General features: G+C 42.2%; 21 protein-coding genes. 18 read left to right on the top strand and 3 right to left on the bottom strand.

The genetic code is table 11. The annotated features are described in order from the left end of the window. Positions 1–21: 21 nt before the first annotated feature. The 13 genes from CWD77_RS04825 to CWD77_RS04765 all read left to right on the top strand — a co-directional run bounded on the left by CWD77_RS04825 (position 22) and on the right by CWD77_RS04765 (position 13,219). Complete coding sequence (locus tag CWD77_RS04825) at positions 22–960, top strand: UDP-glucuronic acid decarboxylase family protein (protein WP_101072079.1); 939 nt, start codon at positions 22–24, stop codon at positions 958–960. A 7-nt stretch (positions 961–967) separates the two neighbouring features. Then, the gene (locus CWD77_RS04820; RefSeq protein WP_101072078.1) at positions 968–1,429 is read left to right on the top strand and encodes an NUDIX hydrolase; all 462 of its coding nucleotides are present in this window, start codon (positions 968–970) and stop codon (positions 1,427–1,429) included. Then, positions 1,405–2,646 carry a hypothetical protein gene (locus tag CWD77_RS04815; RefSeq protein ID WP_101072077.1) on the top strand — a complete coding sequence of 414 codons (1,242 nt, stop codon included), beginning with the start codon at positions 1,405–1,407 and terminating at the stop codon, positions 2,644–2,646. Before CWD77_RS04820 ends, CWD77_RS04815 begins: the two co-directional genes overlap by 25 nt. Positions 2,647–2,655: 9 nt before the next feature. After that, positions 2,656–4,392, top strand: coding sequence for a hypothetical protein (locus CWD77_RS04810; protein ID WP_133120183.1), 1,737 nt, complete (start codon positions 2,656–2,658; stop codon positions 4,390–4,392). Next, positions 4,389–5,252 (top strand): hypothetical protein, encoded by an 864-nt coding sequence (locus tag CWD77_RS04805; RefSeq protein WP_101072075.1) that lies wholly within the window; start codon positions 4,389–4,391, stop codon positions 5,250–5,252. The genes CWD77_RS04810 and CWD77_RS04805 overlap by 4 nt, the downstream gene beginning before the upstream one ends. A 1-nt stretch (position 5,253) precedes the next feature. Continuing rightward, positions 5,254–6,246, top strand: a complete 993-nt coding sequence (locus tag CWD77_RS04800) for a phosphate acyltransferase (RefSeq protein WP_101072074.1) — start codon at positions 5,254–5,256, stop codon at positions 6,244–6,246. Positions 6,247–6,479: 233 nt separating this feature from the next. Next, positions 6,480–7,922 carry a Fe-S cluster assembly protein SufB gene (sufB, locus tag CWD77_RS04795; protein WP_101072073.1) on the top strand — a complete coding sequence of 481 codons (1,443 nt, stop codon included), beginning with the start codon at positions 6,480–6,482 and terminating at the stop codon, positions 7,920–7,922. 193 nt (positions 7,923–8,115) lie between these two features. Then, entirely contained in the window at positions 8,116–8,889 is a 774-nt protein-coding gene (gene sufC / locus CWD77_RS04790; RefSeq protein WP_101072072.1) for a Fe-S cluster assembly ATPase SufC, read from the top strand. Further along, complete coding sequence (sufD, locus tag CWD77_RS04785; RefSeq protein WP_101072071.1) at positions 8,889–10,208, top strand: Fe-S cluster assembly protein SufD; 1,320 nt, start codon at positions 8,889–8,891, stop codon at positions 10,206–10,208. The genes sufC and sufD overlap by 1 nt, the downstream gene beginning before the upstream one ends. 111 nt (positions 10,209–10,319) lie before the next feature. Next, on the top strand, positions 10,320–11,564 hold the full coding sequence (locus CWD77_RS04780; RefSeq protein ID WP_101072070.1) for a cysteine desulfurase: 1,245 nt from the start codon (positions 10,320–10,322) through the stop codon (positions 11,562–11,564). A gap of 76 nt (positions 11,565–11,640) precedes the next feature. After that, on the top strand, positions 11,641–12,192 hold the full coding sequence (locus tag CWD77_RS04775) for a NifU family protein (protein ID WP_101072069.1): 552 nt from the start codon (positions 11,641–11,643) through the stop codon (positions 12,190–12,192). 51 nt (positions 12,193–12,243) lie between these two features. Next, positions 12,244–12,579: a HesB/IscA family protein gene (locus tag CWD77_RS04770; RefSeq protein WP_101072068.1), complete on the top strand. Its 336-nt coding sequence runs from the start codon at positions 12,244–12,246 to the stop codon at positions 12,577–12,579. A gap of 136 nt (positions 12,580–12,715) precedes the next feature. Beyond that, positions 12,716–13,219, top strand: a complete 504-nt coding sequence (locus tag CWD77_RS04765; RefSeq protein ID WP_101072067.1) for a DUF2480 family protein — start codon at positions 12,716–12,718, stop codon at positions 13,217–13,219. A gap of 17 nt (positions 13,220–13,236) precedes the next feature. Here CWD77_RS04765 and CWD77_RS04760 read toward each other — a convergent pair whose 3' ends face one another. Together CWD77_RS04760 and CWD77_RS04755 are read right to left on the bottom strand one after the other, a co-directional pair. Further along, a complete protein-coding gene (locus CWD77_RS04760; protein WP_206017941.1) occupies positions 13,237–14,949 on the bottom strand; it encodes an ABC transporter permease in 1,713 nt (570 codons plus the stop codon). After that, entirely contained in the window at positions 14,946–16,424 is a 1,479-nt protein-coding gene (locus CWD77_RS04755) for a phytoene desaturase family protein (RefSeq protein ID WP_240596653.1), read from the bottom strand. Before CWD77_RS04755 ends, CWD77_RS04760 begins: the two co-directional genes overlap by 4 nt. A gap of 180 nt (positions 16,425–16,604) precedes the next feature. On the opposite strand from CWD77_RS04755, the gene CWD77_RS04750 reads away from it, so the two are divergent. Genes CWD77_RS04750 through CWD77_RS04735 form a run of 4 tightly spaced genes read left to right on the top strand, consistent with a single transcriptional unit; the run spans position 16,605 to position 18,810 of the window. Next, positions 16,605–17,306: a hypothetical protein gene (locus tag CWD77_RS04750; RefSeq protein WP_133120182.1), complete on the top strand. Its 702-nt coding sequence runs from the start codon at positions 16,605–16,607 to the stop codon at positions 17,304–17,306. A 30-nt stretch (positions 17,307–17,336) separates the two neighbouring features. Then, a complete protein-coding gene (locus CWD77_RS04745) occupies positions 17,337–17,855 on the top strand; it encodes an RNA polymerase sigma factor (protein WP_101072064.1) in 519 nt (172 codons plus the stop codon). An 11-nt stretch (positions 17,856–17,866) separates the two neighbouring features. Further along, the gene (locus CWD77_RS04740) at positions 17,867–18,328 is read left to right on the top strand and encodes a hypothetical protein (RefSeq protein ID WP_133120181.1); all 462 of its coding nucleotides are present in this window, start codon (positions 17,867–17,869) and stop codon (positions 18,326–18,328) included. Between the two features lie 5 nt (positions 18,329–18,333). Further along, the gene (locus tag CWD77_RS04735; protein WP_101072062.1) at positions 18,334–18,810 is read left to right on the top strand and encodes a hypothetical protein; all 477 of its coding nucleotides are present in this window, start codon (positions 18,334–18,336) and stop codon (positions 18,808–18,810) included. Positions 18,811–18,820: 10 nt separating this feature from the next. On the opposite strand, the gene CWD77_RS04730 is transcribed toward CWD77_RS04735, so the two are convergent. Beyond that, complete coding sequence (locus tag CWD77_RS04730; RefSeq protein ID WP_101072061.1) at positions 18,821–21,991, bottom strand: sensor histidine kinase; 3,171 nt, start codon at positions 21,989–21,991, stop codon at positions 18,821–18,823. Positions 21,992–22,249: 258 nt separating this feature from the next. On the opposite strand from CWD77_RS04730, the gene CWD77_RS04725 reads away from it, so the two are divergent. Further along, the gene (locus tag CWD77_RS04725; protein ID WP_101072060.1) at positions 22,250–23,611 is read left to right on the top strand and encodes an alpha-amylase family glycosyl hydrolase; all 1,362 of its coding nucleotides are present in this window, start codon (positions 22,250–22,252) and stop codon (positions 23,609–23,611) included. Positions 23,612–23,639 lie beyond the last annotated feature (28 nt).

Raw genomic sequence — 23,639 nt, 5'->3', positions numbered from 1 at the left:
TTTCATACAATCTGTAAAACTTTGAGTAAACGTGTTCTCATTACCGGCGGAGCCGGATTCTTAGGATCTCATCTTTGTGATAAATTTTACAACGAAGGCTGGGATGTGATCTGTATGGATAACCTTCTAACCGGGGCTGAATCAAATATTTCTCATCTGATCGGGAAGGAGAGATTTCAGTTTATCAAACATGATGTGACAAACTATATTGTTGTTGCCGGCGAGCTGGATCTTATTCTACATTTCGCCTCTCCGGCTTCCCCGATTGATTACCTGGAAATGCCGATTCAGACGCTGAAGGTCGGATCACTGGGAACACACAAAGCACTTGGCCTGGCAAAAGCAAAAAATGCAAAGCTGCTGTTAGCCTCAACCAGTGAGGTTTACGGTGATCCGCAGATCAATCCTCAAAATGAAGATTACTGGGGCAATGTAAATCCTGTAGGACCGAGAGGCGTCTATGATGAGGCCAAACGTTTTGCTGAAGCGATAACCATGGCGTATCATCGATTTCACGACATAGAAACCAGTATTGCGCGTATCTTTAATACGTATGGTTCACGAATGAGGTTAAAGGATGGGCGTGCACTCCCCACATTTTTCCGGCAAGCACTGAAAAACGAACCGATTACGGTTTTTGGCGATGGGTCACAAACCCGGTCGTTTACGTATGTGGATGATCTTGTGGATGGAATTTATCGATTGGCGATGAGTGATGAGTCAGAACCGGTTAACCTGGGCAACCCGGAAGAGATTACGATTCTTGATTTTGCAAAAGAGATCATCGAAATCACGGGAAGTAAAAGTGAAGTTGTATTTAAAGAACTTCCAGAGGATGATCCTCAGATCCGGCGACCTGATGTATCCAAAGCGAAGCGGGTGTTGAACTGGGAGCCTAAAGTCAACCGCAGGGAAGGTTTACTTAAGACCATGGAATATTTTAAAAATCAGGTGGGGTAGAGATCTCATGCCAAAAAAAAGACTGATTGACCTGTACGCTTATAGAATAGTTGAAGGAAAACCCGAATTTTTACTTTTTAAGCGAGCAAAAGGGAAAATTTATCAGGGCCAGTGGAGAATGACAGGAGGGAAGGTTGAAACCGGTGAAACATATTGGAAGGGAGCCCTTCGTGAGTTGAAAGAGGAGACGGGTTTAACGCCCGTTCTGTTCTGGACAATTCCCTCAGTAAACACCTTTTATGAGCATAAGAGTGATACTGTTCACCACATACCTGCATTTGCCGCTCAGCTTGAAACGGATCAAATACCCGATCTTGATGATGAACATACCGAATATGAATGGCTCACGTTAGAGCAAGCAGTAAAACGTATCAGCTGGCCGGAACAACGACGGCTTTTAAAGCTTACAGATTCCATAATAACCCAAAATGAAATCCTGGACGATTGGATCGTATCTATACCCTCATAACCGTTTTATTTTTTCTGATCATCTGGATGATGCCGGCTCAATTAACCGCCCAGTCATCCTCGAACTATGAATTGATTCCTGCGCCCGATCTTTGGTACAATGATGCGGATGGAATTCGAGTCGGGGTACGTGTAAAAGGGCAGGTGCCCGGTACGTTTGAAGATGGCCCGCATCGTCTTGATGCAGGTGTTTGGTTAAGTACCTGGTTTCCTGATCTGCCGGTCTCTTACTATGCGTCCTATACCAACCCGATTCAACAGTGGTCAGATTTTGGCAGCGAAGCCAGTTACCAGTTGATTACTTCTGTTCGTGCCGGATACCATCGCCATGGCGTGGCACTGAATAAGCGGTGGCAGGAAGGATTTGATGAACGCCGGTACCGGGAGTTGAGTCTGTTTAATTCCTACGAAAAAAGGTTTGATGATGAATATGCTGCATTCCCGGTATTGTGGAGTGATCAGGGTAAATTAAAATCTTCATTATCAGCTGAACTGAAAAATGACAACAGCCTGGGATGGTACAAACTGGATGCCTCATGGGGTGTTCAGCTTCTGAACGATTTTTATACACAATTTACTGGGTCATTTTCTCAGAATGTTCAGTTCCATAAATACTGGGGATTGAATGTGCGCCTCTTTACCGGTATGGCGTCCGTTAATTCGGCACCGGAGTATCTCTTTTCGAGAAGCAGCGCTCCTGCTATGAACACCGTTTACAACGGCGTAACCCGTGCTAAAGGGACAATACCTCAACCGTGGATGGAAAGCGGTAAGTTTCAGATAGCCGGAGGTGCCAATTTAAGAGGATACACGGCTCAGGACGTTGATACGTTTTTAAGTTCAAGCTCCGAACAAAATGCAATTGTAGCTCCTTTTCTGCTAAACTCTATTGCATCCGTTAATGCAGAGTTTGACTATTTTAATCCAATCGCTTTAGGGTTTAATCGAATTCCTTACGTGAGTGAATTTCTAAGCTTCCGGTCGTATCTCTTTTTTGATGCAGGCCGATCACTGGAACTCATCGACAACGAACCTGATAACCTTTTTGCTGATGCGGGAGCCGGATTCTCACTCTCGCTAAATATTCCGGACTATCTCGGAAAATCGCGCGGATTTGTTTTTAAGTATGAACTTCCATTCTGGCTGTCTGAACCCGGAATGCAGGATAATTTTAAGATCAGACATCTGTTTTCATTTGGTGCAGTAATTACACTCTGAAAGTAAGTTATGAGACGTGCATTCATACTCATTTTATTTAGCTTCATGTTGGTTTCGTGTACAACAACCAGGTGGGTTGTTACGGAACAGAATGCTGTTGATGAGTCTGTTGAACCCCGGGTGATTCTGGAACAGCAGGTTTTTGTACTCGAGAATCCTCCAAGTGTTGACAATCCTGTTGCGGGATTTCAATTGTATCAGGTAAAAGATCTTGAATATATCGAAAGAGTAAAGGTGGAGCGAAATGTGCAGCAGTATAAACCAAAATGGGGGTTTGTTCTGCTTGGCTTAACCGGTGCTGCAATATCGGCTGTAGCTGCTAATTCAAACCTTGTTTTTACAAACGCCTCGACCACTCAAAAACTGGGATTAAACCTTACTGCAGGGATTATTGGGGTGTTATCTTTTACAAACTTACAGCCATCGGGAGACCCTATCCAATCCGGAGAAACTAAACTGATGAGGCAGAGTGGCTCGGAGGTCGTCCGGGATTCATCGCGTGTACAACCCAGCGACACTGTTTTTGCCGATGTAAGTGTAAGGTTAAATGATGAAGAGCTTTTCTCCCAGACTGAAGTACCTGTTGAAGAAGGAGTGCTGGAACTGAATTTAGGGTCTTTCTCTGAAGAGGTAAACGGGAGAATAGATGAGAGTTCAGAGATTGAAGTATCATTGAACCAGTCAGAGTATCAAAATTTGTTTTCGTTTCCCATCACTCAATTTTTAGCCCCTTATGTAAAAATCAATTCACTGGTTGTAAGTTTGAGAAGTACTCCGGAAGAGGAAGATTTGAATGTAATGACCGAAGTTGGTCAGGGGAGTTTTCTTGAATTGGTGGAGAACAGTTCAGATGACTATTACAGGGTTGTTTATGAAGGTGAGGAGTATTTTGTACAGAAGGATGAGGGCAGTATCGAATGGTTAAGCACTGCAGAGTCCGGTTCTGCTTTAGTCTTTGAATTCGCTGATCTTCCTTTTGGTGAAATTGACGTTGAGCACTCCATGCCTGTATTAAAACCAAATAATCCGGCCGATAGAGGATTGGTGCTGAGTAACGGTTTTGACAATGATGTTGGGCAGAGACAGTATTTATCACGTGATCATCAGCTATTTGAAACTTATCTGAAAACTTCTTTAAGGCTGCGGGAAAATCAGGTAGAAAAGATAACATCCGAGGACCTATTGCCCGGCTTGAGTGAAGTACCCGGGATGAATCAGGACGGTTCACTCTATGTGTACTTAAGCGGTTTTGCAGAAGTACGAGAAGAGGAAGATCAATCAGAAATTTACCTGATTTCAGATGGAAAGAATGGTGTTAAGCGAACTGCACTGAACGAAATAATTGAAGATCTGAAAAGAATCGAACCGGACGCACTGTTTCTGTTTATTGACCTTGACTATACCGGGCAGATCGATTCCAATTCGAATGGTTTTGCACGAAACGGGTCCTCAGGACTGTTACAGCGTACGGCAAACCGTTTAGTTCGGGATCTGCCAAACTCTGCCGTTGTATTCAGTAACCGGCCGGGACAGCAGTCATCGCTTTATACAGGTATTATAGATGGAAATAAACGGCACTCCATATTTAACTATTTCCTGGGAGAGGCAATTCAACAACGCAGAACCAGAATATCCGATTTAGTTAATCATTTAGATCGAAATGTAGACTACATGTCGAGAAGATTGCATGATTTACCTCAGGAAGTGCAGGCGTTTGGTAACCTGAACCTGAATCTGGCAAGATGATTACAGGCTGGGTCTACATTATCCTATGTGCTGCTTCATCTGTACTCATTGCCCACCTTTTAAAAGTTGTTGAAAACCGGAAACTGAATACGGTTCGGGTTCTGACGGTTAACTATCTTGTTGCAACAGTGATAGCCTTTGCCACAACCGGTTGGTCAGAAATTGCTCAACTGGAGGTTACAGAGGGAATTTACGCAATTGGGTTGGGGTCTGTAGTCGGTGTCATCTTTATTGCCAACTTCTTCATTTACAGTAAATCTGTTTTTCATAACGGGGTTGGGATCAGTGTAGCGGCTATGCGTATTTCGCTGATTGTACCCGTGCTTCTTTCCACGCTTTGGTATCTTGAACTCTTGACAGTTCGGCAATGGATCGGCGTGGGGTTAGTATTTTTAACCCTGTTTCTGCTGTTGCCGAATAAGCGGAAGATGCTCAGAGAACCCTTCAGTGCGGCCTGGCTTTTGGTTTTACTGTTCATAGGAACCGGATTAGGGGATGCATCTCTGAAAATTTACGAAGTGGAATTTTCATCTCTTTTAGGGAAAGAACATTTTATGGGAATTGTCTTCTTTACTGCTTTTTTGGTAGGCATATTAGTGTTATGGATTCGCAAAAATTGGAAGTTTAAAAAAGCAGAGCTGGTGCTGGGCGTTGCTGTGGGAGTTCCCAATCTTTATACCGCTATCTTTCTGATAGAAGCACTGGAACGCATGAACGGAGCTGTTGTTTACAGTAGTGTAAATGTACTGACCGTTCTGGGAGGTACCTTGCTGGGTATCATGAAATGGGGAGATTATCTTACTAAAATACAGTGGACAGGTATTGTCCTGACGTTAATTACAATTTTATTACTGATATAATATGAGTTTAATTGAAAGCATCAGAGAAAAAGCATCTACACTAAAAAAACGAGTTGTATTGCCGGAAGCAGAAAAAGATATCCGGGTGCTGAAGGCAGCGGCTACACTTGCCGGAATGGGATTGGCTAAACCTATATTATTGGGCGAGAAATCGAAGATTGAGCTGCTGGCGAAAGAGGGTGATCTGGACCTGCCGGAATCTGTAGATATTTTTCCATATTCGGGGTCCGAATTTGATGATGAAAAGTTCACCTATTTTCAGAAAAAGCTGGCTCATAAAAATCCCTCAGCGGAGCAGCTGACAGAAATCAGTCAGAACTCACTGTTTACTGCAGGATGGATGCTGGACACGGGCAGAGCGGATGCTGCAGTTGCAGGATCTGTAGCCTCAACCGGAGAAGTGATCATATCTTCTTTACGCACTGTTGGTGTAGCTGAAGGGTCTGAGTTGGTTTCCAGTGCTTTTCTGATGGAGATGCCGGGTGGAGATGTCTTCACGTACGCCGACTGCGCTGTTGTCCCATATCCCGACTCCAATCAGCTGGCTTCGATTGCTATCGATGCGGGAGATACACATCGGTTACTCACCGGCGAGGATCCGGCTATCGCATTTTTATCTTTCTCTACGAAAGGAAGTGCAAAGCATGAAAAGGTGGAGTTGGTTCAGGAAGCATTTCAGTTGGCCAAACGTAAAAAGCCTGATTGGAATATGGATGGAGAACTTCAGTTTGATACGGCTTTTGTACCTGAAGTTGCCGCTCGTAAAGCGCCATCATCCGAAGTTGGGGGAAATGCCAACGTGTTTATATTTCCAAATCTGGATGCGGGAAATATCGCCTATAAAATTACTGAAAGGCTGGCCGGAGCTACGGCAACAGGACCTATCTTGCAAGGCCTGTCTAAACCCTACATGGATCTGTCCAGGGGTTGTTCAGTGGATGACATTGTAAACACGGCATGCGTGGCTTCTTTGATCAGCCAGAAATCACTTTAATTTGTTTCCTCTTATCGGCTTTATAGCTTCATTCGATTAGAGATTGATCGGGTAAAACGCGTTCTTTAGAAGAGCTTAGGTTTGGCTTTAAGATCGTGCTCTTTTTGCTTATCTTTATTCATTCCAAATAAGAATAGGTAAGCATCTGCTCGATTTGAGTGAACTTAAGGCTTGGTTCGAGTGTTGTTCGACAAGAATATCTTAATAACAGTAAAGCTTCAAAACAATTAAACATGAGTGAGACTAAAGCTCTAGAGTCAATGATCGGTGAAGAGTATAAATACGGCTTCACCACCGATATTGAATACGAGGATTTTCCAAAAGGAATCAATGAGGATGTAGTTCGTCTGATTTCCGAAAAGAAGAATGAACCGGAATGGATGACTGAATTTCGTTTGAAGGCATATCGTGCCTGGACGGAAATGGAAGAGCCAAATTGGTTTAATGCCACTTACGAAAAGCCGAAATTTGACACATTGCAGTATTACTCTGCACCAAAAAATAAACCCAAACTGGATAGCCTGGATGAAGTTGATCCAAAAATCCGTGAAACATACGATAAGCTGGGTATTCCTCTTGAAGAGCAGAAAGCACTCTCCGGGGTTGCCGTAGACGCTGTCTTTGATAGTGTTTCAATCTTTACAACCTTCAAGGAGAAGCTTGCAGAAGCCGGGGTTATTTTTTGCTCAATTTCGGAGGCGATTCAAAATCACCCTGAACTTGTGAAGAAGTACATGGGCTCCGTTGTGCCGGCACGGGATAATTTCTATGCAGCATTGAACTCCGCAGTATTTTCTGACGGCTCTTTCTGCTATGTGCCTAAGGATACCATATGTCCGATGGAGCTTTCCACGTACTTCCGAATCAACAATATGAATTCCGGACAGTTTGAACGTACGCTTATTATCGCTGAAGATAATAGCCATGTGAGCTATCTCGAGGGATGTACTGCTCCGATGTATGATGAGCATCAGCTTCATGCTGCAGTGGTTGAGCTTGTGGCTCTTGAAAATGCCGAAATTAAATACTCTACGATTCAGAACTGGTATTCCGGTGATGAAGAGGGTAAAGGCGGTATTTACAATTTTGTTACTAAACGAGGTGCTTGTCGTGGAGACAACTCAAAAATCTCCTGGACACAGCTTGAAACCGGATCAGCAGTAACGCTGAAATACCCAAGTGTCATACTTCAGGGTGATAATTCAGTTGGTGAGTTTTATTCGGTCGCCGTAACAAATAACAGGCAACAGGCGGATACAGGCACCAAGATGATTCACATTGGGAAAAACACCAAGAGCACGATTATCTCAAAAGGTATTTCTGCCGGTAAATCTGATAATAGTTACCGCGGACAGGTGAAGTTTAGTAAGAAAGCCGATAACGCCCGCAACTATTCGCAATGCGATTCCATGTTGATTGGACAAACCTGTGGTGCACACACGTTTCCGTATATTGAGTCGGCCAACCCGACCGGTAAAGTTGAGCACGAAGCGACAACTTCTAGAGTAGGAGAAGATCAGATTTTCTACCTGCAGCAGAGAGGTTTGAGTGAAGATGACGCGATTTCATTGATCGTGAACGGTTTCGCTAAGGAAGTACTGAAGGAGCTCCCAATGGAGTTTGCCGTGGAAGCCAACAAACTGCTCGGCATTAAGCTGGAAGGTAGTGTAGGGTAAATTAAATCTCCCCTTGAGGGGAGTACTCCGACAGTATTTTGTCGGAGGGAGGGGTGTTTGGCAGTTTTCAATTCAAGATATGGAAACCTGAATGTATACACCCCTTGTCTGCCGCTAAACGCTTGCAGACCTGTCCTCTCTCAAGAGGGGATGTTTAATATTTTAAAAACAAACAAAACTAAATCATACAACTGTGTTAGAACTTAAAGATTTACATGTCGAAGTTGAGGGTGAAGGGATTGAGATCCTGAAGGGAGTAAACCTCAAAGTGAATAAAGGAGAAATTCATGCCATTATGGGACCAAACGGAAGCGGTAAAAGTACTCTTTCAAAAGTAGTTGCCGGTCATCCGGAATATGAAGTTACCAAGGGTGATATCCTTTTTGATGGTGAAAGCGTATTGGAACTGGATCCTGACGAAAGAGCCCACAAAGGGATGTTTCTCGCATTTCAATATCCAGTAGAGGTGCCCGGTGTAACAAATAAAACTCTGCTTCGGGAATCCTACAACACAATTGCGGCATCCATGGGACGTGAAGAGCTGGATCCTCTGCAGTTCGAAGATTACGTGAAGGATAAGCTCGAGCTGATTGAGATGAATCCTGAGTTCCTAGATAGAAGTGTAAATGCCGGTTTTTCAGGCGGTGAAAAGAAGAAAAATGAAATTTTCCAGATGGCCGTACTTAAGCCGCGGCTCTCACTGCTGGATGAAACGGATTCAGGGTTAGATATTGACGCCCTTAAAATCGTATCAAACGGAATTAATCAGCTTCACGGTGAAGATGATGCCGTTGTATTGATTACTCACTATCAGCGACTGCTTAACTATATTGAGCCAGATTTTGTGCACGTGATGATTGGTGGTAAGATCGTGAAGAGTGGTAAAAAAGAACTTGCGCTTGAGCTTGAGGATAAGGGTTACGACTGGTTAGAAGAACATGCAACTGTAAACGGAGAGGCGAAGTAATGGCACATCCTACACAGGTTGAACCATCATTTTTGCACCGGCTTGCCAAACACTCTCCCGAGAGTGAGAAATGGGGCGGGATTCGGGAAACAAGCGTGAAGGAAATCAACGCTAATCAATTTCCACATAAAAAAATTGAAGAGTGGCGATTCACAGATCTGAAAACATTTACCCGTACAGATTTTGTTCCATTTAGTGAAGCCGGTACGTTACCTGCAACCGATATTGAACAGTACTATATCCCTGAATCAGACAGAAGCCGATTGGTTTTTATCAACGGGATGTTTCAGGAGAAATACTCTTCTATTGGTGGATTAGGGAATGGAGTCACGTTTGGTAATCTGGCTGATTATGCAGATCACAAAGCTACAGAAGAGTACCTGAACAAACTGGTTAATTACGAAAACGATGTTTTTGTACCCTTTAATGGTTTGATGTTTGAAGACGGTGCTTTTATCCATCTGGAGAAAGGTGCCAAAGCTGAAGCTCCAATTCAGGTTTTGAATCTCTATACCGACTCAAAGCAGGCGTACATTGCAACCCCGCGAATGTTAGTTGTTGCTGAAGAGGAGTCGGATGTGACCATTATTGAGGATCACATTGGCTTGTCGGCGAATGAATATATGACCATCCCTGTATGCGAAGTTAAAGCGAAGCAGGGAGCGCATATTCACCACGTCCGAATTCAGCGTGACAGCCGTAGTGCCCTGCATGTATCGCGACCGATTGCCTACGTTGGAAAAAATTCTGAGTACCACTCCTACACGATTACATTGGGAGCCAAGCTTTCCAGAAATGAGCCGCGGGTAGTACAGGAAGATGAAGAAGTTGATTTTACTCTTGACGGACTCGTTCTGATAGATGGCGAACAGATTGCCGATACGCACTCAGTTATGGATCATCGTTTTTCTCATGCCAACAGTCACCAGTTACACAAAGTGGTTGTGAACGGCAAAGCGCACAGTATATTTAACGGAAAGATTTTTGTCCGAAGAGATGCCCAGAAAATTGATTCATTTCAGGAGAACAGAAATCTTTTACTCTCAATTGACGGCTTGGTAAACACCAAACCCCAGCTTGAGATTTTTGCGGATGATGTTCTATGCTCGCACGGTGCAACCATTGGTCAGTTGGACCCAGAAGAGGTATTCTATCTTCAGAGTCGTGGTATGACCGAAGAGAAGGCGAAAGAGGTGCTGACATACGCTTTTGCACTGGAAACTATTGAGAATATGAAGGTTGAATCGGTACATAAACTTCTGATTGATGAAGTGTACCGCTATACCAAAGCAAATAACGTAGAGAAGGTAACAGTTTAACTCATTCCCCTCTTGAGAGGGGAGTAAAGAGTGTGTTAAGATCAAATAGTAAATATTCAACACACCTTGGTTATACTTCTTCAAAAAGGTTGATAATATTTGAAATCCAACATGGCACAAGCAGTTAAAGATATACCGGCTATTGACTTTTCTGAGTTCAGGAAAGACTTTCCCGTGCTTCATCAAGAAGTAAACGGCAAGCCATTGGTGTATCTGGATAACGCTGCTTCCAGTCAGATGCCCGAATCTGTTGCCCAGCGAATCAATGATTACCACCGGAATGAACACGCCAATGTGCATCGTGGCATTCATACGCTGAGCCAAAAAGCTACAGACGCTTTTGAGGAAACTCGGAAAAAAGTCCGGGATTTTATTAACGCGGATTCTGAAAATGAAATCGTCTACACAACAGGAACTACAGATTCCATAAACCTTGTAGCAAATAGTTACGGTTTATCTGTATTGAAAGAGGGTGATGAGATTATTCTTTCTGAGATGGAACATCACGCCAATATTGTTCCCTGGCAGATGATTGCTGAACGAACCGGCGCTGTAATTAAAGTTATTCCTGTAACGGATTCCGGTGATCTGGATATGCAGGCTTATGAGTCTCTGTTGGGTGAACGGACTAAAATTGTGGCGGTTGTACATGTTTCAAACGCTCTTGGAACGGTTAATCCGGTTAAAGAAATTACTGCTTTGGCCCATGAACATGATGCTGTTGTTTTAATAGATGGTGCGCAATCCGTACCGCATCAGCCCATTGATGTTCAGGATATTGATTGTGATTTTTTTGCATTTTCTGCCCACAAAATGTGTGGTCCCACAGGATTCGGAATTCTTTATGGAAAAATGAATCTGCTGGAAGAGATGCCTCCATATAGAGGTGGTGGAGATATGATTGATAAGGTCTCATTCGAAGAGACAACTTATAATGTACCTCCATTTCGATTTGAAGCCGGAACTCCACCTATCGCGGCATGTATTGGCCTGGGTTCAGCTATCGATTACCTGAACCATATCGGTATGGACAGGATTGCAAATCGCGAACAGGAGCTTGTAAATCACGCTGTGAGTGAACTCAATAAAATTGAAGGCTTGAGATTTATCGGTAATTCTGATCGAAGAGCTTCGGTATGTTCATTTGTAATTGATGGTATCCATGCAACCGATATTGGCACCATTTTGGACAAGCAGGGGATAGCGGTGAGAACCGGTCACCACTGTGCGCAGCCTATTTTAAGACGATATAACGTTCCCTCGACAGCCCGGGCATCCATCTCATTTTATAACAATGAAGATGATATTGACCGATTGATTGACGGAATTAGATATGCGAAGAGTTTTTTTGAATAAATCTGAGTTTATACGTAAACCAATTATAAATAAACTGGGTTTTTAAACGTTTTCATACAAAAAAAGGAAACAGACTATGCCAAAAATTAAAGAAATAGAACGTACTCCGAATCCGGACGCAATGAGATTTGTACTGGGAGAACCACTTACGAACGGTGTTACCAGATCTTTTGAGAACAGTGAAGAGGCTGAGCATGATGAACTGGCTAAATCACTCTTTGATATTGAACATGTAATTAATGTCTATTATGTAGATAAATACATTACGGTTACTCAAGATGGAAATGCTGTTTGGTCGGAATTGCTGCGTAAGCTGGCACCTCCAATCAGAGAAGCAAAACCTCAGTTGGATTTGACAGAAGACGAAGAAGTCCATGCTACAAAAGAAGTCCGGGATACAGACGATCCCCGACTCCAGCAGATCAACCAGATGCTGGATGAGCAAGTACGACCCTATCTGCTTGCAGACGGTGGCGGACTAAAAATTCTTGGGTTAGATGGTAATAGATTAAAAGTTCACTACCAGGGAGCTTGCGGAACATGCCCGACGGCAACATCCGGTACACTCTACGCTATCGAAAGCATGGTAAAACGAATTGACCCTGAAATTCAGGTGATTTCTGTATAAATCTGTTTAGCTAATCCATTACACTCGAATTTAGAAGGAAGCAGGTAAAGAATGTCCATTTCAATCAGCGATAGAGCGGCAAAGCGGATTCATGAAATCAGAAATGAACAGAATATTTCTGATGAGGCACCCATACGTGTATCGGTTGTAAGCGGAGGGTGCTCTGGTTTGACCTATGATCTGGATTTTGATAACAGACAGGAAGTATCAAAAGAGGATAAGGAGTTTGAAGAGCACGGCATAAAAGTTGTTGTTGATATGAGAAGCTTTCTCTATCTGGCCGGTACCAAACTTGATTACACGGACGGATTGGAGGGGAAAGGATTTCACTTCAATAACCCAAATGCCGTGCGCAGTTGCTCCTGTGGAGAGTCATTTTCACTTTAAGATATAGTAATAAGTAGTAAGTATCGGGTATTAAGTACTATTAGTATAAAATATTGTTGAGCTGTTCAATATCATTACTTAATCCCTACTACTTGATACTTTCTACCCATTACCCACTACCTAATACCCATAATTCATGTCTGAAATAGTAAACAAAGTTAAGCAGTCTAAGCTGGAAACCGTTGATCTTGAAAAGTTAGCGAACGGCATTACTGTGTACGAACTCGATATCAAGGATTTTCTGTTTGAAGGGCTTATTTTAAAGGAGAAGGACTTTCGTGAAAAAATTGAAGCCCACGGTTGGGGTCAATATAGTGAAGGTTATTTGGCGGTCTACTGTTCAACAGATGCAATTATACCGAAGTGGGCCTACATGCTCATTGTTCAGTATGCCTTTGAGTTTGTAGAAGATGTGCTGTTTGGAAACAAAGCAGAAGTATTGAGTCACCTTCTGATAAAAAAATTGGATTCCGTAGATTGGGAAAAGTATTCAGAGAGATTTGTATTGCTGAAAGGGTGCAGCAAAATTGATGTGTCATCAAACGTTTATATGGCTGCTACAAAAAAGCTTCTTCCGCATGTAAAAAAACTGATGTATGGAGAAGCTTGCTCAAACGTGCCCATCTACCGAAGAAAGTAATCTAAGCTAATTAAGCTTTACTCTTTTTCAACTTTAGATGTTTTTCGGGTCTTGGCTATGGACCGGCTAAGAATGATGACCGGAACTAATCCAACCAAAATAATGGCCAGTGCCGCACCGGATGATTCTGCTAACCTTTCATCCGAAGCCAACCGGTAAACCTGAACGGCCAGTGTATCAAAATTGAAAGGTCTTACAATCAGCGTGGCCGGTAATTCCTTGATTACATCTACAACAACCAGCATGATGGCAGCAAAAAGACTTCCGGACATCATGGGAATGTGAACCTTTCTCAAAATCTTACCAAAGCTGTAACCCATTCCTTCGGCGGCTTCATCCATGTTGTCTGTAATTTTGCCCAGGCTGGCCTCAACTGTGTTGAATGCAACGGCAAGGAATCGAACTACATAGGCAAAGATCAGGGCAAATATGGTACCGCTGAGAATGAGTCCGGACGAGATGCCAAGATTTTCTCTGAGCCACCCATCAATTGTGTTATCAACCCAGCCAAATGGAATTAAGATTCCAACCGCAATGACAGAACCGGGTATGGCATAGCCCATTGCCCCAATTCTTGTGGAGATTTTGGTTAAATAGTTGGGATTTAATCGAACTCCATAAGCCATTACTAATGCTACCAGAAGGGCAAAAATTCCGGCAATGGAAGCCACCATAACTGTGTTCAAGCTGAACTGAATAAAACGTGCGTCTACTGCTGAACTAAAATTTGATATCATCATTTCAGTCAGAATTCCGACCGGTATCAGAAAACCAATCAGAACGGGAATGGAACAGAATAGGGTAGAAGCCCACGCTTTCCATCCTTTCAAATCATAAATATAAAGCTGCTTATATCGCCCCGTACTGTTCTGGCGAATATTCATCTTATTTCTGCTCCAGCGTTCAATCAGAATGAGGAAGAGAATAAAAATGAGCAGGAAACCTGATAGCTGTGCAGCTGCAGCTCGTTCTCCCAATCCAAACCAGGTTCTATAAATTCCCGTTGTAAAAGTCTGAACACCGAAATAATCTACGGTACCAAAATCATTTAAGGTTTCCATAAGAGCAAGAGCCATACCTGCTGCAATGGATGGACGAGCCAGGGGCAGTGCAATTTTGTAAAAGCTTTGGAATGGAGTTGCTCCCAGACTCCTGCTGGCTTCCAATAGGGATGAAGATTGCTCCAAAAAAGCAGCCCGTGTTAGCAGATAGACATAGGGAAAGAAAACGAATGACATCATTAACATTGCCCCGCCGATTGAGCGAACATTGGGGAAGTAGTAATCGCCCAATCCCCAGCCGGTAAGGTCGCGTAAAAGAGATTGAAATGGTCCCGTAAAGGCAAGGAAATCTGTATATGTGTACGCCATCAGATAAGCCGGAACCGCCATTGGAAGAATCAGCATCCAGTTGAACCATCGACTGCCGGGAAAACGGCACATTGTGACAAGCCAGGCTGAACCCACTCCAATAACAAATACGCCTATACCCACTCCAATCATCAACCAGAGGGAGTTTTTCACATAATCGGGTAGTACCGTAGAGGCAAGATGCTGCCAGATATCTCCACTTGGGATAAAAATATTTGCTGCAACAGTTAACACCGGTATTGAAACCAATAATGCGATCAGGAGAGTAGCAAAATTCCACCAGCCTGAACCTGAATTTTTTGAAACAGATCGGTTAAAAAGAGCACTCTTTTTTGTAAGCTCTATCAGATTCTGAATCATATGTTAAACGTCCAATCTGATTTTGATCTTCCAAATTCATTTTTAAGTACTGAGTTGGCCGCATGGAATCCACACATTCCATGAACTCCGCCTCCGGGAGGAGCTGAAGAAGAGCAGAAATAGAGTCCTTTGGCAGGAATTTTATAGGGATTAATAAAGCTCACCGGTCTTGAAAATAGCTGAGTGATATCCTGTCGGCCACCATTTATATCGCCGCCAATGTAGTTTTCATTGTAATTTTCAAAGTCGGCGGTATTCATCGTTACTTTAGCCTCGATGATATCTTTGAAACCGGGTGCGAATCGCTCTATTTGATTCTCTATAATGCCGGTCATGTCCCTTGTTGAACCATTGGGTACATGGCAATAGGCCCAAAGTGTGTGTTTATTGTCCGGCGTTCGTGAATCATCAAACAGGCTCTGTTGCGCAACCAATACAAATGGGTTGTCTGAATGACTTCCCTCGGAAATCATTTTTTCTGATTCGGCAATTTCTTCGAAGGTTCCACCCAGATGAACTGTCCCGGCTTTTGCACATTCACTATTTTTCCATGGTACAGGTTCTTTTAAAATGTAGTCGATTTTAAATACACCGGAACCATATTTAAATGAGGACAACTTATTGCGGTAGGAAGACGGCAAAACGTCACCGGCTATCCGGTTTACCTGTTTTGGTGTTAAATCGAAAAGAACAGCTTTGGTTTCCGGGATCTGTTTTAGCGTTGAAACTCTGAAATCTGTCTCAATTTCACCTCCCAGGGATAAAAAGTAGTCGGCCATGGAGTCGGCGATAGATTGAGATCCTCCTTTTGGTAGTGGCCATCCGCCGGTATGAGCAGCTCCATAAAAAACCAATCCAATAGCAGATGTAGCTATTGAATTGAGCGGCAAAATACTGTGCGCGGCCATTCCGGCAAAAAGAGCTTTGGCTTTTTCAGTTTTGAATTTTCTTTTCAAAAGCGATGCAGGAAGTAGTCCTTTTAATCCGAAAGACGCCAATGCAATGGGATGTTTGGGAACGGAAAGGGGACCTAAAAAATCGTGTGTTAAACCCTCCCAATTTGAAACGATCGGCTCAACCAGTTTTTTGTAGTAACCTTCATCCTCTTCGAGCAAAAATGCTGTTTCATGTAAATCCCTGCTCAAGATTCCGGCTTCTCCGCTATCCAGCGGGTGAGCAGCCGCATAATCGGGATGAATCCACTCAAGTCCAAAATCGTTCAGTGGCAGCTTTTTTAGAAAGGGGGAGGAGACAGCCATAGGATGAATGGCAGAACATACATCGTGTTTGTAGCCGGCAGTCATGAGTTCTTTGGTTCTCATACCACCGCCAATTGTGTCAGATGCTTCAAATATTTTAACAGAAAGCCCTTCAAGAGCCAAACGTATTGCTGCGGCCAGCCCGTTTGGTCCGGAGCCTATTACAACTGCATCATATGATTGAGATTGTGAAGCCACGCGATAAATTATATTCAATCTAAATTAACAGAATAAAGGTAAGCAAACTGTCATCAAACCTGAAGAGAAAAGCGTCCATTCATACGATTCATTTTAAAAAAGGATCGCAATTTAAAAGGGCTATTCATTTCAAACCCTTTTCAAAAAAAAACGTCTAAGCTATAGATCAATTAATATTCACAACCAATGGTGAAAATCATGAAAAAATTAGCAACTCTATTAATAATTGTGAGCTTGAGTGCTTTAAGTGTTCAGGCACAAAATATGCAGAATCGCGGAGCAATGGCTCCCGGGCTGGAACAAATTGTATTCACTTATGGAGAAGAACTGAATTTGACTGACGATCAAATATCTGAAATTATCTCTAAACAACTTGAGTATCAGCAAACGATGAGAGCGAGCAGAGCCCAGATGAATCGGGGCGAACGAGGAAAGCGTCAAAACAATGATCAGCGTCAGGCAAGAATGGGAGAAAACTTAAGAGGACCTCATACTCAATCTATTTTGAATGGTGTTTTAACAGACGATCAAAAATCACAATTACGATCATTAATGCTGGATCGGACTGAATTTGAACATGATTATCGAACGATTAAACATCAGATGATTGTAGAAAAAGCGGAGTTATCAGGTGAAAAAGCCGATCAGGTACTGTCTATGATGAATAAGCACAGTGAAATGCAACGAGATATGAGAATTCAGGGTATTGAAAATCCAAGCTCGGTTGATGCGGATCAACGCAGAGAATTATCTGAAACAATGCAGGCTGATAGAGAAGAATTAAGATCGATCTTAACAGTGGAGGAATATCAAAATTTAATGCAATTTATGAATCACCGACAAAACCGGCAGAATTCGGGAATGAATCAGAGACCTAATAATCGCCGGCAGAACAGATAAGCCGTAAGTCTCAGCCACGATGGAGTTTTAATGAGCAGCAATAAAGATGATTTTAAAAAAGAGATTCCAAAGCTGTATCCAAGGCTCCATCGTGCTATGACTGCATATCTTTCCGGGAGTAATGTTGATCCGGATGATATTCTGCAGGAAGCATTCTTGAAAGCCTATAAGAGTGTTGACAATTTTGAAGGACGCTCAGGGTATTACACATGGATCTATTCAATTGCCAGAAATTTGTGTATCGATGAGTTCAGAAAGCACAAATTTGAAAAAAAACGCAGTTCTGTTCCTGTTGAAGAGTTCGAAATTGAATCTGACGACTTCGTGTCTAAGGATAGAAAAGAGGAAGTTTTACTCTTACGCAAAGCGATCTCTGAACTGCCGGAAATTTTAAAATCTGTTGTAGTGATGAAAACCATTGACGGTATGAGTTATCCCGAAATATCTGAAGTACTGGAAGTGAATGAACAAACTTTAAAAAACAGAATGTTCAGGGCCAGGAAAGAGTTGGCAGGAATATTAAAGCGAATGGGGGTATATGAACAATGAAGTTATATGATATGAATAAATATAAAATTCGCCAGAAGCTGGAACACGAAATTATTCGAGCTGCCGACGGAGAGCTGAGTGCAACAGAAATTCAGGAACTTGAACTAAAACTGGAAGCATATCCTGAGCTGAAGCAGGATTATATAAACATTACTGAACTGCCGGAACTGTCCGGAATCTACAGTCAATATCAATTTGAATCATCTGAGGTAAAATCCGGTGTGAGCCAAATTCTGAATCGCATCAAAATCCTTGAGCAATCTCGAAATGGTTTTGCCGATGTTTCCGTCCACTGGTTTAAGCGGTATGCACTTGCAGCATCCGTTCTATTTTTAGCTTTGACCTCTGGATTTTACTTCAGTCAGTCAAATTCAAACGATGCTGAATTTACTGTCGAAGAGCTGCTATATCCTATGGATGACAGTGATGGCGAGACCTATGTACTCTATCTTGAACAACTATTTGAAGAGTAAACTCTATGAAAACAAAATCTAAAGCAATTCTGGCTTTTCTGACGATTTTTATACTTGGAGGAGTTTCCGGGTATTTGATCAATGATTCGATAGTGAACAAAGATCGGTATTCAAACTCTGAAAGATACGAACGAGAAGGAAGTGATAGGTGGGGTGACCGATCTTTCGACAGTGATGAGGAGAGAGCGGAACACCGCCGTTTGATGAGACAGCGCGCTAAAAACAGACTTTCTACTGAGCTGGACCTGAGCGAGAATCAAAAAGAACAATTCTTCAGCTTATTGCAGAACTATCATACGGAGATAATGGATTCCATTCGTGTATTGAAATCAACTGAAAACCGGTTTATCCAGGAGCATTATGATGAGTTTAAAAGTGATCTGAGTGATCTGCTAAATGATCAGCAAATCAATAGACTGGATAGTTTTTTTCACCCGGATTCTGTTCGTCATAACAGAATTCAACATATGAGAAATCGTTAGGTTTGATATATTAATCCAACGAATCACATCTCTTTAGAGTGAAAGAAAATGTACTTCCCTGATTGTGTTCACTCTTGGCGGTTAACTTACCACCATGAATGTCTACAAACTCCTTGCAAAGAGTCAGGCCCAAGCCAATACCCCGCTCGCCCTTTGTGCCCCTTCGTGTGCTGTTTGAAACATCCTTGAAAAGCAGATCCATTTCCTTTTTGTCCATGCCAATTCCGGTATCAGAAATGAACACTGTTACATCAGATTTATCCATTTCAAGATTGATTGAAACGGAAGAGTCTTCATTCGAAAATTTTATCGCATTCGATAGAATATTTCTCAGAACGGTTAAAATCATGTTTCGATCTGCAACTACGCAAACAGGTTCTGTATAGTTAAATTCAATTTTAATTCGTTTGAACACCGCCTGGATTTCAGTCATCTGAATCGACTCTTCAATCAGTTTTACCAAGTCTTGATTGTAAAAGTCGGGGGTAAGCCCTCTGCCGGTGGAGTTAGACCAGTGAAGCAGGTTTTCAAGTAGGTTGTAGGTGTTTTTCCCGGCACTTAAGAGGGCATTCACTATCATAACCTCCTGTTCATTATCGGTTGATGAAAGATCCTCTTTTAGAAGTTCCATGTAGCCAATAATAGAAGTAAACGGATTACGGAGATCGTGGGCCAGAATCGCATGCAGGCGATTTTTTTCATCAATAAGATTTTTGAGCTCTTCATTAATTTGCCGAAGTGATTCCGTTCTCTCTTCAACCCGTTCTTCGAGGAACTCATTTCTCTTTCGAATATTTCGAACTTTTATTTGATAAAATATCCTCAGCAGTATGGCAATGAAAAGAATGGATAAAATGTAGAATGGAATTGTTTTCCAAAATGGAGGTGCAATGGAAAAAGAAGAAATCACCGTATCATCACTCCAGATTCCATCACTGTTGGATGCACGAACAAGCAGGGTATAATCGCCGGGATTTAACGTGGTAAAGCTGATGTCTTGCGAGCCATCTGTTTCCTGCCACTCGTTGTCAAATCCCTCCAGTTTATACTGATACCGATGAAATTTTGGATTGATATAGCTCAATGCTGCAATTCTGAAGGAGAGACGCTGTACTGTATGCGGTAATTTCTCAAGTTGATCGGATTGAACTTGCCTGCCGTCTACTTCGATATATTTAAGAGCCACCTTTGGAGGAATCCGATCGATGCTGTTCATCCCTGTATTGACAACCGCAACACCCTGAACCGTGGGTACATATAAAATCCCATTGTTGTTCAGTAATGCGGAAGGGGTGAAACCTCCGGAAGTTTCCCGGGTTGGCATCCCCTCATCGGTTCCATATCTGGAAACACGAACCTCTTCAATTTCACTGTTTAAAAATTGACTTACCTGACTGTTCTCAATATTGAATATACCGGAGTTACCACCCAGCCATAAGTTATTCTCTTGATCAAAGATCATTTGAGAAATGGTTTCATCAAACAAACCATTATCACGGGTGAGCGTCTTTATTTCTCCGTTGTTTTGCAGAATTACAATTCCACCTCCGTAACTTCCAAACCATAAATCTCCATTCTCGGTCTGCGTGATGGTTCTGAAATTATGGGTTGAAAGAAGATTAAGTTGAGTTTGTAATTCAATTTTGTCGTTTTTGATCAAACCGATTCCAATATCAGTGGCAACCCAGGTCGAATCATCTGCATCCTTAAAAATAGCCCTCACTCCGGGTGTGATGCTTCCGTCTTCCATTAAAATTAGGTCAGCTGATGAATCTTCAATTCTAAATAAACCGCTAAAATAGGTGCCGGCCCAGAGTACCTCGTCTGAATCTTCGTACATGGATAGAACAGCTCGTACCTGTTCAAATCCATCAATTTGATACGGTGTAAAACGATTTGAAGCATCATCAAACCTGAAAATACTTGCTCCCCACGTGCCTGCCAGCAGTTCCCCGTTCTTTCTTTCAAGTAACGACCAAACACAGTTATTGGTAAGCCCTTCAGAAGGCCCATAACGTTGGATTGAGTTCTCTGTATAGAGCATCAAATCATTACAGTTGGATCCAAACCAATGATTTCCATTTTGATCGATCAGGTTGGCTGTCAGTGATTTCCCCTCTAATTCTTGATATTTCTTTCCGTTATAAATCGGAGTTTTTACGAATTGCCGGATTCCATGAGAAATTGAAGCATTCCAAATGGACCCTTCACTATCAACCATTACATTTTTTGAGGGCAAATCTGACAGTGAATTAAATATCAATTGATTGTCTTGATCAAACTCTGCCACGCGGACACCTTCATTTCCGGCGAGGAATATTTTCCCTTCTCTATCGATGTCGAATCCGTTTATATTCAATAAACCGGCATCCTCAGAATTTAAAAGGATTTCAAAATTTCCGTTGTTATATGTCAACAGTGCTGAGTGAGCAGATAAAAAGTAGGAGCCGTTGTACTGTATCAGATCAGAAAAAAGGAAATGATCGCGATCAAATTTTTGGCGGAATGATTTACCGTTTCTAAGAATGTTATCCTGATCAATCTCCAGAAGTTTTTCATATGATTGCTCCGTTTTGGAGTAACGATATAATGATTTTCGAAGCAGGATAAGAGCTTCATTCTCTGTGTTAATAATTTCAACGACACCATCTGCCGGCAGTTCTTCTATTTTAGTAAAGGTTTCACCGTTGAACTCAAATAGTCCATATCCGGAGCCCACCCAGATATTTTCCTGATCGGGAAAGGAGAGTAGAGTAATATGATCATTTACAGAAATCCCGGGATAATCAAGTTCGTATGCCTGAATAGAATCTTTTCCAACTGAAATGAACTGATGGTTTTCAAGAGTAGCCCAGATTTTGTTACCGGGTCCCTCCATTACATTTAGAAACCGGTTGGAATTTAATCCTTCAATATCTGAACTGTTGTAAACTGTAATGGATGTGCCATCGTACCGAACCAAGCCGTTATAGGTAGCAGCCCAAATATAACCGTCACTCGACTGAATGATGTTATTTACACCATTTGCCGGTAATCCCTCTTCTGTGGTTAATCCTCGTTCAAAGCGATAGTCTTTTTCGTTTGTGGTGTCCTGTGACGAAAATGAGGATGCCGAAAGACTCGCATTCGATAGTAATAGAGGTATGAGGAAGATGATTAAATAGTAAAGCTGCTTACTCATAAAAAGGTTGTTCTGAAATGAGTGCTATAAATACCAAATCAGCAGGTAAAAACAAAGAGTTTAGTTGCATATTGATTAAAAAATTAGAGTTAATCTTCTTTATTGAGATTCAACTTTCCAACGTCAATGTAAACGCTTACATTAATTGGTAGGAACTGATCTTTTTGGGTGAGTTGGCTAAATGGATCGGGAATTTTCAATACGATTACTGCAAAAGTTAAATAAGCTAATCTGTTCTAAATTTTGACCCACATCATCATGGTTATAAATCGAGGTTTTTCAGCACTTCTTACAACACTTTTTGTCGCATTACTTTTTTTTGGTTGTTCATCTGATGAAACAGACCGGACTTCTGATATTTCTGTAAACACTCCACCGGAGTGGTCTGTAAATGCCAATATTTATGAGGTGAACATTCGTCAGTTCTCTCCCGAGGGCACATTCGAGGCTTTCTCAGAAGAAATTCCCAGGTTAAAGGAGATGGGCATTGAAATTCTGTGGCTAATGCCGATACATCCTATCGGAGAAGAAAATAGGAAAGGTACGTTGGGCAGCTATTACAGTATTGTAGATTACACAGAGGTTAATCCTGAATTCGGTACTAAAGAAGACTTTCAGAATTTGGTAGACACAGCCCATGAGAATGACATGAAAGTCATCATCGACTGGGTAGCAAACCATACAGCCTGGGATGCAGTCTGGACTGAAACCAATCCGGAATATTATGTGACCAACGAAGATGGAGAATTTTATACGCCCGAAGAAGATTGGGAAGATGTAATTCAGCTGGATGTGGATAACAAGGATATGTGGGATGCGATGATATCTGCAATGGAGTACTGGGTACGGGACTACAATATTGACGGATTCAGAGCAGACGTAGCTTACATGCTTCCAACAGAATTCTGGATTGAAGCACGTCAGCGACTTGATGAAATTAAACCTGTTTTTATGCTTGCAGAAGCAGAGGAACCTGAACTCCATCAGGCATTCGACATGAGCTACGCCTGGAATTACGCATCCACGATTCGGGATATTGGAGCCGGTGAGGCCGGATTAGATGCGTTAGATGCAGTATTATCAGAAAACTTTGACCGATTTGATAAATCAGACTACAGAATGTTTTTCACAACCAATCACGATGAAAATTCATGGACAGGCAGTGATCCGGATATGTACGGTGATAACTTTGAAAATTTTGCGGTTCTTTCAGCCACCGTCTGGGGTATGCCACTGGTTTATAACGGACAGGAAAGCGGGCTGGATAAACAGCTTGAGTTTTTTGAAAAAGACCAAATTGATTGGAATGACTACAAATACGAGGACTTTTATCGTACGCTGCTCCATTTAAACCGCGACAATCCCGCACTATTTAATGGAAATGCAGGTGGTGATTATCTGAAAGTTTCGACCAACTCTGATGACTCAATATTCGCCTACAAGCGAATAGCAGGGGACGATCAAGTGTTTGTGATCCTGAATTTCTCCGACTCTATACAAAACTTTACTTTCGATTCGGGAGATCAGGGAGAATGGACGGATGTGTTTGACGGAACCGACGTAAGTGTACCTGCAGAGATGGAGCTGGATGCCAACAGTTATATGTTGCTGGCCAAATAACAGATCTGAATAACTAAAAATAAATTTA

The organism is Rhodohalobacter barkolensis, assembly GCF_002834295.1.
GTDB classification, from domain to species: Bacteria; Bacteroidota; Rhodothermia; order Balneolales; family Balneolaceae; genus Rhodohalobacter; species Rhodohalobacter barkolensis.
Note: the sequence above shows the minus strand (reverse complement) of the source record. Positions and strands in the feature narration are given on the sequence as shown.

Bases quoted from the DNA above. Each gene is read 5' to 3' on its own strand.
- CWD77_RS04820 (WP_101072078.1), top strand. From the start codon at position 968: ATGCCAAAAAAAAGACTGATTGACCTGTACGCTTATAGAATAGTTGAA.
- CWD77_RS04810 (WP_133120183.1), top strand. From the start codon at position 2,656: ATGAGACGTGCATTCATACTCATTTTATTTAGCTTCATGTTGGTTTCG.
- CWD77_RS04805 (WP_101072075.1), top strand. From the start codon at position 4,389: ATGATTACAGGCTGGGTCTACATTATCCTATGTGCTGCTTCATCTGTA.
- CWD77_RS04800 (WP_101072074.1), top strand. From the start codon at position 5,254: ATGAGTTTAATTGAAAGCATCAGAGAAAAAGCATCTACACTAAAAAAA.
- sufB (WP_101072073.1), top strand. From the start codon at position 6,480: ATGAGTGAGACTAAAGCTCTAGAGTCAATGATCGGTGAAGAGTATAAA.
- sufD (WP_101072071.1), top strand. From the start codon at position 8,889: ATGGCACATCCTACACAGGTTGAACCATCATTTTTGCACCGGCTTGCC.
- CWD77_RS04780 (WP_101072070.1), top strand. From the start codon at position 10,320: ATGGCACAAGCAGTTAAAGATATACCGGCTATTGACTTTTCTGAGTTC.
- CWD77_RS04775 (WP_101072069.1), top strand. From the start codon at position 11,641: ATGCCAAAAATTAAAGAAATAGAACGTACTCCGAATCCGGACGCAATG.
- CWD77_RS04770 (WP_101072068.1), top strand. From the start codon at position 12,244: ATGTCCATTTCAATCAGCGATAGAGCGGCAAAGCGGATTCATGAAATC.
- CWD77_RS04765 (WP_101072067.1), top strand. From the start codon at position 12,716: ATGTCTGAAATAGTAAACAAAGTTAAGCAGTCTAAGCTGGAAACCGTT.
- CWD77_RS04760 (WP_206017941.1), bottom strand. From the start codon at position 14,949: ATGATTCAGAATCTGATAGAGCTTACAAAAAAGAGTGCTCTTTTTAAC.
- CWD77_RS04750 (WP_133120182.1), top strand. From the start codon at position 16,605: ATGAAAAAATTAGCAACTCTATTAATAATTGTGAGCTTGAGTGCTTTA.
- CWD77_RS04745 (WP_101072064.1), top strand. From the start codon at position 17,337: ATGAGCAGCAATAAAGATGATTTTAAAAAAGAGATTCCAAAGCTGTAT.
- CWD77_RS04740 (WP_133120181.1), top strand. From the start codon at position 17,867: ATGAATAAATATAAAATTCGCCAGAAGCTGGAACACGAAATTATTCGA.
- CWD77_RS04735 (WP_101072062.1), top strand. From the start codon at position 18,334: ATGAAAACAAAATCTAAAGCAATTCTGGCTTTTCTGACGATTTTTATA.
- CWD77_RS04730 (WP_101072061.1), bottom strand. From the start codon at position 21,991: ATGAGTAAGCAGCTTTACTATTTAATCATCTTCCTCATACCTCTATTA.
- CWD77_RS04725 (WP_101072060.1), top strand. From the start codon at position 22,250: ATGGTTATAAATCGAGGTTTTTCAGCACTTCTTACAACACTTTTTGTC.